This is a genomic window from Candidatus Angelobacter sp. (genome assembly GCA_035607015.1).
Taxonomy (GTDB): Bacteria; Verrucomicrobiota; Verrucomicrobiia; order Limisphaerales; family AV2; genus AV2.
Genome location: DATNDF010000516.1, coordinates 1 through 9,401, shown reverse-complemented (window position 1 = coordinate 9,401; position 9,401 = coordinate 1). Strand labels below are relative to the sequence as shown.

Sequence of the window (9,401 nt, the reverse complement as noted above, 5' to 3'; positions counted from 1 at the left end):
AAAAATCAGCGGCTTGAAAAACGAGGCGCGGAGGCGCAGTTTAAGGCGCAAGCAACCTGGCCATGAAGGCATTACGAAATGAGGGAAGCGCTGCGGGGTTCAAAGTGGATCAACGACCATTGGTCGTATATTAAAAGTTAGGCCACTTTCACGCTTATGACAAAATCCGAAAAGCAGTCATGGGAGCAGGAGCGAGCAAAAGGACGTGAGCATTTCTTTTTGAGTTCTATTCGTCGCGCTGGTTTACCATTTGGTGTTTTGATGACGCTCGGTAATTTGTTATTTGCTTTCTACAGACACGAGTCGATTCCGAGTGTTTGGCGTTTGTTGGTTATGTTCGGGTTTTACACATTGGGGTTTGGTTCACTGATGGGACTTTCCACTTGGAGTAGAAATGAGCTAGATTACCAGAAACCGACAGAAGATGACGACGTGGTCTAACAAGGCGCGAGGCTGTGTGAAAACGTTTTGGGATATTTGAGTGAGGAAGGTTGGCAGGAGAAGATTTTCTGGTTTCGAGTTTTGGACTTTCAGTTCCCTTGATTCGTTCCCACGGTGTGCGGAGGCGTTACGGTCGCTGCCGTAAGCAGAAGAGAGGGAAAAACGGCGGCGGGGCCCTTCAACTGACCGCGGCCATCAGTTTCTCGAAGCTCACCAGGTTCAACACCCGTTTGAGATTGTAGATCAGCGTGATCAGGCCCCATTCCGCCCGCACTTTGGTCATTCGCGAAGTTCCTCCTTGGTTCCGCGCGGCTTGCGACGCTCGCAACTCACAAGACCTTTACAAGACGGTGTCGTGCACCTAACATTCGAGCATGAATTTGGATAATCCGGTTGTGCTTGCGGCCATTGGGCTGATTGTTCTGGTCGCGCTGGTTGGGTTCGGCGCGCACTTCTTTTCCCCCGAGGCGCGACTGGAACGCCGCCGTCGCCGCAACAATTACCCCGTGATCAACAAGGCCAGACGCCCGATGGTCACGCTCAATACCCGCACCAAGAAGTAAATCACCCGCCCGCCCGGCAGCTTCATCGCGGGCGCAGATGGCATCGAAACCAATCGGCGGCCAGTCGCGCGACTTCCTCCAATGCCCCGGGTTCCTCGAACAGGTGGGTGGCGCGAGGGATGATCTTGAGTTCATTTTCGCAGCGCAGCCGCGCGTATGCGGCGCGGTTCAATTCCAGCACCGTTCCGTCGCGTTCACCCACGATCAACAGCGTCGGTGACCGCACGGATTCCAGCCTGCCGCCGGCCAGGTCGGGCCGGCCGCCGCGCGAAACAACCGCTTCGATCGCCGCCCCGGTCTCAGCGGCTGCCACGAGTGCCGCAGCCCCGCCGGTGCTCGCGCCGAAATAGCCGATGCCCAGTCTTTGTGTCCCGGGCTGGGAGGCGGTCCATCTGCCCGCCTGGACGAGTCTTCTTGCCAGCAGTTCGATGTCAAATCGCAGGCGACGAGTCACGTTGTCCTCGGTCTCCTCGTCCCGGGTCAGCAGGTCAAACAACAGCGTGGCGATGCCGGCCTCGCGAATGACGCCCGCCACGCACCGGTTGCGCGGACTGTGCCGACCGCTGCCGCTCCCGTGAGCGAACAACACAATGCCGGTTGAGCGAGGCGGCACTGTCAGGTCTCCCTCCAACATCACGGTCCGCGTGGAGGCGCCCGGATCGCCGCCGACCGGGATTCGAACCTGGCGGGTTTGACCCGCATCTTCCTCACTCGGGTTCTTCATGCGTAACGGTCCGGATCCAGCAGATTGATTGGAATGGACGGATTTTCGCCGGACAGGATTTCCGCCACAAGTCTGCCGGTGATGGGGCCGAGGCTCAACCCCAGCATCGCGTGCCCGGCGGCAACGCAAAGGTTTGAATGACGCGCCGTGCGCCCGACGTACGGCAGCCCGTCCGGCGAACACGGACGCAGCCCGCGCCACGGTTCAACGCCGTCGAAGTCGTGCGGGGTAAAATCGGGGTAATACCTGGGCACGGATTTGATGATGCCCCGCACGCGCACGGGGTTGATGTCTTCGTTCAAACCGGCAATTTCCATGGTCCCGCCAAAACGAAGCGATCCGCCCATCGGCGTCACGGCGAGGCGGGCTTCAGCAAAGAGGGCGCAAATCCGGGGGAGCTGGCGCGGCCGTGTCAAGGTCAGGCTGTAGCCCTTGCCCGCCTGCATCGGGAGATGGAGTCGAAGTTCGCGCGCGACGTCCGGCGACCAGACGCCGCCGCACAAAACAAATTCGTCCCCGGTGAATTCTCCGACGGTCGTTCTTGCCGCTTCGATGCGCGAACCGCTCGCCCGCCAACCGGTGACTTCGGTGTTCCAGGAAAACTCCGCGCCGGCCTGTTTGAGGCGTTGCTGAAGTCCGGCCATGAACCGGTCCGGTGAGAGATGGCAATCCTTTGGAAAATAGACGGCGCCGGCGACGTCCATGCGAACATCCGGATCAAGCGCGGCCGTTTGCCGCGCGTCCAGTACTTCGGCGGGGATGCCCAGTTGCCCGGCCTGTTCCGCCATCTTCGCCTCTTCGTCGAGCGCGTGCTGCGTCTTGCACAGCATCAACAGACCGCGTTTCACCAGGCCGAAACTATTTCCGGTCAGATCAGCGAACTCCTCGAAGCATGCGCGGCTGGCGAGTTGGAGATCACGCAGAAGCGGGGCTGCGCGGCGCACACGCCCGGGCGTGGAAGCGCGCCAGAACCTGTAAGCCCAACTCACCAAGTCCCGGTCGGGCCGCGGCTTGATGTAGAAGGGCGATTCCGGGTTCCACATCCATTTGAGCCCAAGCGCGACCATCCCGGGAGCGGCCAGCGGGATGAAGTGGCTCGGCACAATCATGCCTGCGTTGCCGAACGAGCAGCCGTCCCGCTGTTCGGGATTGCGGTCAACAACGGTGACGTGGTGACCTTTTCGCGCGCAGTAATAGGCGGTCGAAAGGCCAATGACGCCGCCGCCGATGACGAGGATGCGCTTCGACATGAATCAACGGATGCCCCAGCAGAACGGATCACGGTCGTCGAGCAGCAGCGTTCCTTCCACGTTGACGAATGCCGTTCCGATAATTGTGGGTTCGATGGTACCTGCCGCACGATCAAGCCAGCGATAGCGTCCCGTGAACAGGCTGCCGATGATGCTTTCCTGCACCCAGGGCTGGCCTTCGTCGAGTTTGTCTTCGGCGGCGAGGCAGGCGAGTTTTGCGCTCGTTCCCGTGCCGCACGGGGACCGGTCGTAGGCACGGCCCGGACAAAGAACGAAATTACGCGAGCGCGCCCACGAACTGACCGGCGGTCCGAAGAGTTCGACGTGGTCAACCTCGGGAAAGCCCTGTGAGTTGACCGCCTGCCGGACGCGCCAGGCGTAATCGGCCAGCTTTTCAACATTGGCGGGTTCGAGCGATTGCCCGTGCTGCTCGACCAGAAAAAACCAGTTGCCGCCCCAGGCAATATCGCCCGTCACCGCGCCTGCTCCCGGCACATCCACGATCACGCCTTTCGCCTTCCGATAACTCGCAACGTTGGTCACGGACACAGAGCCGTCCTGGTTGAGCGCAGTCGTCACCACCCCGACCGGTGTCTCGATCCGGTGCCCGCCTGTCCGGATGCGGCCCAGGTGCGCGAGCGTGGCCACGACACCGATCACGCCATGCCCGCACATGCCCAGACAGCCCACGTTGTTGAAGAAGATCACGCCCGCGACGCAGGATTTGTCCGCCGGTTCAACCAACAGCGCGCCCACGAGAACGTCGGAACCGCGCGGTTCGTTGACAACCGCAGAACGGAAGCGGTCGTGTTGACCGCGAAAAATATTCAGCTTGTCGGCAACACCGCCGCCGCCAAGCTCCGGTCCTCCGCTGATGACGACGCGCGTCGGTTCGCCACCCGTGTGTGAGTCAATGAATTGAACCCGTTGCATGTTGGACAGAGTTAGCGCGGCACCGCGCTGAAATCACCGGCCGGAAACCAGCCCCGCAGGAATTGCTCCCTGCTCCCGTCGTAAACAGCCTCGGCGAGATGTTCGACACCTTGTTGGTTGCCCCAGGAATAGTTGATGACGAGGTGCCCGCGCCATTCGCAGAAATCAATGTCGGAGTTGTTCAGGTTGACAGCGTGAGCGACGCGCGCCCGCTGCGCATCGGTGAGCTTTGGATTGGCGATGACCTTGTCCTCGGGTGAGGCGCGCAGGACCGGATTCAACGGACTGGCCTGCCAGTGGATCAGGTCGCGCGAACGGACAACCCGCATTTCGTAGCCGTCGTGGGCTTCGAGGAAAAAATCATAAAACCAGCCGTCGAGCCACCGGAGGCAGTGCGGCGCGGTATAACGGTCCTTCGCGTAGTTGCATTCCGGCGGTGTGATCTCCCACGCGCGCAAGTCCCGTGACTTCGCGAAACGCGCGGTGAACGGCACGCCCGCTTCCTCGGCGGGCTTGTCGATCTCAAACATCAGCACATATCCGTCTCCCGCCTTGCAGAGCGAGGTGTTGAAGATGCCGTAACGGCCGTCATTGATGACCGGCCGCGAGTCCCAGGTCTTGAGGTCCCGCGAGACGAACATATCCACCCGGTTGCGGCCCCGCGTGCCGGTGACATAAACCGTGTCTCCGTCCACAAACGCAGAACCGAATTCATGCCCGTCGGCAAACGGGGCCGTCGGCACGCCGGTCTCGTGATCAATAAGTCGAAAGTAATTTGTTTTCCGCTGATTGTTCCAGTAACCCTCGCGCACCCACTCAAAACGATAGAGGCGGTCCTTGAAAACGATCGGCGTCGTCTCGACCAGATCGAGGTCAATGGTGCCGAGCTTGCGAATGAGCGGGCGATTGTCCGCGTCCACCGGCCCGCCCGCGGCAGATTTAACTTCAGCGAGCGCGTGAATTTTCGCGTCCAGCGCGCCGGCTTCACCTTCCGCCTCCGGCAAAGGTTTGCCGGGATTCATGCCGGGCCGTTTGTGTCCGACGTATTTAAGCCAGGCGTCCTTGAGCACACGCTGCTTCTGTTGAACCAGCTTTAGTATCTCCGTTCCGTTGGGGTGCGACCTGGTCAACAGGTCGGGAGCATCCGAGGAAACGATTTCATCCGGCGCGCCAAGGTAACGCAGAATTTCGCGGGCGATGAGCCAGTGCCCCTGCGCGTTCGCGTGAACGCCGTCCCGCGCGAGAATGAAATCCGGGTCGGTGCGGCGCCGTCCGGCGAGGAACCGGTTCATCGGGTCATGCACGTCTATGACTTCCCAGCCCTGCGCGCGTTGAGATAACAACCAATCCGAGAAGCGGTCGAGCACGTCATTATAGTGATCGTAGGGAGACTGGTACTCAGCCAGGCCGTCCGGCAGCGTATGGCCCTTGAGCGGCAGGCGGTCGAACGTCGGCGGCGTGACGTGAATGACTTTCGCGCCGGCCGCCGCGGCGCGCTCGCGCAACCGGAGGATGCCATCCTTGAACTTCTGAAACCGTTCCGTGTCGAACGGGTAATAAATCCCGTCGTTCATCCCGTAACACGCGACAATGACGTCGGGCTTCGTCTTCTCCAAGACGCGTCCGAGGCGTTCGTGGAGGTCGGGTCGTGGAAATGCGCCGCCTGCATGGCCCGGTTCGGACAGGCCGGAGACGGTTTCGCTCGGAAGGCCAAGGTTCAGGAACGCGACGCGCGATTCGGGAAACCGGATGCGAACATAGGCTTCGATAAACTCCGTGTATTCGCCGCTGTAGGTGATGCTGTCGCCCAGAAAGACCACGCGGTGCGCGTTTAAAAACCTTGCCGCGTTCGGCGAAACATTTTGCGCCGACGCGACCGGTATCAACCGGACCTGTTGCACGTCCATGACAGCACCGGCCTTTTTCCGCAGCGCGCGCACCGCCAGCCGGTAGCTTCCCGGTTGCGACAGGTTCACCCGGCCAACCCGGCGCGGGACAAAGATTTGAAAGTGTCCCGTTTCCTGAACGATGAAATCGAGCTTCTCGCCTGCGATCCGGACCTCCGCCTCGCTGCCCCCCTGTCCCTTGCCGCAACCCTGCCACACCTCGACGTCAAATGCCCCGGGTTTCGTCACGGCGAATTCCCACCCGGCCCAATCGTCCGGGTTCACCCAATAACCAAGGCAGTTCTTAATCTCCGCCGGCTCGTAGCGCAACATGACGCCGTGCGTCGTCGCATCGCGCGCCAGAAGCGTGATGACACCCGCCACGCTCTGCGTAATCGGATTCCCTTCCGGCGCGGGCCGCATTGTCACCGCCTTGAGATTCATCACCGCACCGCCTTTGAGTGTCTTGCAGCTCACGCGCAACGTGAACGGTTCGGCCTTTGAAAAATGTACGCGGCCGATCGGCAACGTCTGGTAACGATACCAACCGCCCGTCGAAGGACGTTTGACGGTGAAATTCTGTCCGGCGACCTCCAACTGCAACTCGGTGCCTTCGCCGCCATCTGCTGAAAACGTGAGTTCGAGATCATACTTTCCCCATCGCGTCGGCTTGAACTCCCAGCTCACCCCGTCCTGCGGGTCGGTCCAGAAGCCGATCCGATGGTTGCCAGGATTCGACTCCAGCCTCGCGCGGCTGCCCTGCACTCGCGCATCGAGCGCGGAGAAAACGACGCGCCCGTCGGCGAACTGTTCCGAATTCTCTGCCGTCTCCAGCTCGACGAGCGCGGGCAAAGCCAGTGGAGCCCGCAATGGAACCTCAATCTGAAGCCGTGTCGCGTCGGTATTGAAAACCCACTTCATCGGTTCGCGCTTTGAGCCCTCGAGCAGATGAACGGCCGTGATGTTTGGAAACGGGGTCGGAAGCGACAGCTTCCCGTCGGCCGGCCACGAACCGACTTCGAGAAGAATCGTGCCGGTCGAGTTGGTTGTCCTGGCGATGTGGCCCCAGGCGGGCTGTGGCAACGAAGGGAATGTCAACTCGCCGGCCTCTGCGACCCCGACAAACATCCAAAGGAACAAGAAGACCGGAAGATTCATCGCTGGAAGTTTAAGGTTCACTGGTCGGGGGTTTTAACTTTGCATCCAGCTCGGCCAGTTTGAAACGGACGCTGACGATGTAAGGTGGTTGGCCCTTTGTCCAATGGCCGTACGTCGTTGTCACAAACGCCCCATCGGGCAGCACCTCGACGCCCGGGTACGCGCAGTCGGCGTCTTTGGTGTTGTGCATGATTCGGACACGATACTGGCCTTCGCGTCCCGCAACGATGTCCTCATAGCTGCCCACCCATCCCACCCAGTCGCCTTTCGTGGCCGAAACACGAGTCGTGTCCCGGAAGGAAACGAACAGCCGACCGTCGGGCGCGTATTTGCCCACGTGGCGGTCGCCCGTTAGCGCCGCTGGCAACTCTCGTGGCGCGCTCCAACTGCGACCCTCATCGTTTGAGAAAATCACGTGTGAATTCCGTCGCCGGAGGTTTTCGCGGAGCAGCACCGCGAGTTGCCCGCCGTCCGGCGAACGGATCAGACCGGGTTCGCAGAGGTGAATCTCACTCGACGCGAAGATCGCGTGAGGACGATCCCAGGTCAGACCTCCATCGAAGGATTCGGTCTGGTAAAGCGTCATCACGACCGGCTTGGCGGTGTTCGGAGTTTTGGTAAAGAACCGGCCATCATCGTGGAAAAGCGCCAGATAATGCCCCGCCCGGTCACGCAATGCTTCGACGCTGCCCATCACGACAATGCCGCCCCAATCGCCGACCGGCCTCAACGGTGTCCAGGTATTGCCGTCGTTCTCGGAGACTGTAAGGCGTGCGGGGTAAAGACCGGACCAAACAATGAGCCTTTTCCTTCCGTGCTCATCCAAGACGCGATGGATGGTCGGCGTTTCAAGCGAAGTCGCCCAGTTTTCCGGGACCGGCAGTCGCTTCGACCACGTTTGTCCCCCGTCCGTGCTCCGTTTCAGAATCAGCGCGCCACGCCCGTGTCCTTTGGGATAAACCGTCAGGAGGGTCCGGCCATCTTCAAGCAGCACGGTGCCGGGATGCCCGAGGTATTGGCCGGACTCGCGATCCACAACCACCTGCCGGTTGGTTTCACCGGAAATATCGACAATTGGAACTGTGTAGCCGGGCGGCAAAAATCCCGCGGCGTCGGCGGACCGCGCGAGTCCCGCAATTGCCGATGCGAGCAGGAGATTTTCGAGAGTGGTGGGGACCCTCATTTCTTCTTCGGCAACTCCGGTCGGTTTTCCATGCCGGCATGGATTATCTTCAAAATCTGTTTCCGCTCCCTGCCCACCAGCGGCAGGCGTGGCGCGCGGACCCATTCGGCGCCGAGTCCGCATTCCTGCACGGCCAGTTTGATGTATTGCACAAACTTCGTGTGAACGTCGAGGTGCAGCAACGGCGTAAACCATTGGTAAATTTCGCGCGCCTTGTCCCACTCGCCCCGGCGCGTGAGTTCCCAGAGGTGCTGGTTCTCGGCGGGAAAGGCGATGCCGCTGCCCGCGACCCAGCCGTCAATCCCGAGGATCGCGCTCTCCAGCACCAGGTCGTCCACGCCGGTGAAAATCGCGTATCGGTCGCCAACGACATTCCGCAAATCGGTGATGCGGCGTGTGTCGCCGGAACTTTCCTTGAGTGCGACGAAGTTTTTCTGATCGGCGAGTTCGGCGAACATCTCCGGCGTGACGTCGTTCGCGTAGCTGATCGGGTTGTTGTAAATCATGATGGGCAGACCGGTCGCCTTCGCCACCGTGCGGAAGTGCGTTATCGTTTCGCGCGGGTCGCCCTTGTAAAGCATCGCCGGCATCAGCATAAACCCGTCGAGTCCGAGCCGTTCGCAGTCGCGGACGTACCGGGACGCTTCAGCGGTGCTGCTCTCGGCCACACCGCTCAAAACCTGAACGCGACCGTTCACGGCCTTCACCATCGCCGCGATCACGCGGCGTTTTTCATCCGGCGTGAGCGCCTGATTTTCGCCAAGCGAGCCGAGAAAGATGATGCCACTGACGCCGGATTCAATCAGGATGCCGGCGTGGCGCGCGGTGGCCTCGAGGTCGAGCGCGCCGTCGTTTTTCATCTGCGTGGTGATCGCGGGAAAAACGCCCCGCCAGGGTGGCTTCTTCATTTGTCCGTGGTCCCAATTTACCGCGGGTCCGGAGTGGTCGCGACAAGATTCGACTCCCCGCGCGGTTCTCTTCCCAGCAGGTTCCGCACAAAAAAATCCTCCAAACGGCGCCAGCCGTACGATGTGCCGGCAACGCCGTGTCCCGCGCCGGGCACGACCAGCAGGTCAAAATCCTTGTCCGCCTTGATCAGGGCGTTGGCGACCTGCATCGTGCTCGCCGGATCCACGTTCCGGTCCATTTCGCCCACCATCAACAGCAGTTTGCCCTGGAGTTTGGGCGCGTCGGTGACGTTGGAATTGCGCGCGTAACTTTCGTCCACCGGCCAGCCCATCCATTGCTCGTTCCACCAGATTT

9 protein-coding genes are annotated in these 9,401 nt (G+C 60.9%); 2 read left to right on the top strand and 7 right to left on the bottom strand.

Features of this window, described 5'->3' with window-relative positions; translation table 11 throughout:
• Nucleotides 1-156 precede the first annotated feature (156 nt).
• Nucleotides 157-441 carry a hypothetical protein gene (locus VN887_20790; GenBank protein ID HXT42457.1) on the top strand — a complete coding sequence of 95 codons (285 nt, stop codon included), beginning with the start codon at nucleotides 157-159 and terminating at the stop codon, nucleotides 439-441.
• Nucleotides 442-815: 374 nt separating this feature from the next.
• A complete protein-coding gene (locus tag VN887_20785) occupies nucleotides 816-1,004 on the top strand; it encodes a hypothetical protein (protein HXT42456.1) in 189 nt (62 codons plus the stop codon).
• A 22-nt stretch (nucleotides 1,005-1,026) separates the two neighbouring features.
• Here VN887_20785 and VN887_20780 read toward each other — a convergent pair whose 3' ends face one another.
• From VN887_20780 to VN887_20750, 7 genes are all read right to left on the bottom strand, one after another.
• Nucleotides 1,027-1,728, bottom strand: a complete 702-nt coding sequence (locus VN887_20780) for an alpha/beta hydrolase (protein HXT42455.1) — start codon at nucleotides 1,726-1,728, stop codon at nucleotides 1,027-1,029.
• Nucleotides 1,725-2,978, bottom strand: coding sequence for an FAD-dependent oxidoreductase (locus VN887_20775; GenBank protein ID HXT42454.1), 1,254 nt, complete (start codon nucleotides 2,976-2,978; stop codon nucleotides 1,725-1,727). The genes VN887_20780 and VN887_20775 overlap by 4 nt, the downstream gene beginning before the upstream one ends.
• 3 nt (nucleotides 2,979-2,981) lie before the next feature.
• Nucleotides 2,982-3,920: a proline racemase family protein gene (locus tag VN887_20770; GenBank protein ID HXT42453.1), complete on the bottom strand. Its 939-nt coding sequence runs from the start codon at nucleotides 3,918-3,920 to the stop codon at nucleotides 2,982-2,984.
• 2 nt (nucleotides 3,921-3,922) lie between these two features.
• Nucleotides 3,923-6,955 (bottom strand): GDSL-type esterase/lipase family protein, encoded by a 3,033-nt coding sequence (locus VN887_20765; GenBank protein HXT42452.1) that lies wholly within the window; start codon nucleotides 6,953-6,955, stop codon nucleotides 3,923-3,925.
• 10 nt (nucleotides 6,956-6,965) lie between these two features.
• Entirely contained in the window at nucleotides 6,966-8,138 is a 1,173-nt protein-coding gene (locus tag VN887_20760; GenBank protein HXT42451.1) for a sialidase family protein, read from the bottom strand.
• Complete coding sequence (locus VN887_20755; GenBank protein HXT42450.1) at nucleotides 8,135-9,046, bottom strand: dihydrodipicolinate synthase family protein; 912 nt, start codon at nucleotides 9,044-9,046, stop codon at nucleotides 8,135-8,137. Before VN887_20755 ends, VN887_20760 begins: the two co-directional genes overlap by 4 nt.
• A gap of 17 nt (nucleotides 9,047-9,063) precedes the next feature.
• A partial coding sequence (locus VN887_20750) for a prolyl oligopeptidase family serine peptidase (GenBank protein HXT42449.1) occupies nucleotides 9,064-9,401 on the bottom strand: 338 nt, incomplete at its 5' end.

Bases quoted from the DNA above. Each gene is read 5' to 3' on its own strand.
- VN887_20790 (HXT42457.1), top strand. From the start codon at position 157: ATGACAAAATCCGAAAAGCAGTCATGGGAGCAGGAGCGAGCAAAAGGA.
- VN887_20785 (HXT42456.1), top strand. From the start codon at position 816: ATGAATTTGGATAATCCGGTTGTGCTTGCGGCCATTGGGCTGATTGTT.
- VN887_20780 (HXT42455.1), bottom strand. From the start codon at position 1,728: ATGAAGAACCCGAGTGAGGAAGATGCGGGTCAAACCCGCCAGGTTCGA.
- VN887_20775 (HXT42454.1), bottom strand. From the start codon at position 2,978: ATGTCGAAGCGCATCCTCGTCATCGGCGGCGGCGTCATTGGCCTTTCG.
- VN887_20765 (HXT42452.1), bottom strand. From the start codon at position 6,955: ATGAATCTTCCGGTCTTCTTGTTCCTTTGGATGTTTGTCGGGGTCGCA.
- VN887_20760 (HXT42451.1), bottom strand. From the start codon at position 8,138: ATGAGGGTCCCCACCACTCTCGAAAATCTCCTGCTCGCATCGGCAATT.
- VN887_20755 (HXT42450.1), bottom strand. From the start codon at position 9,046: ATGAAGAAGCCACCCTGGCGGGGCGTTTTTCCCGCGATCACCACGCAG.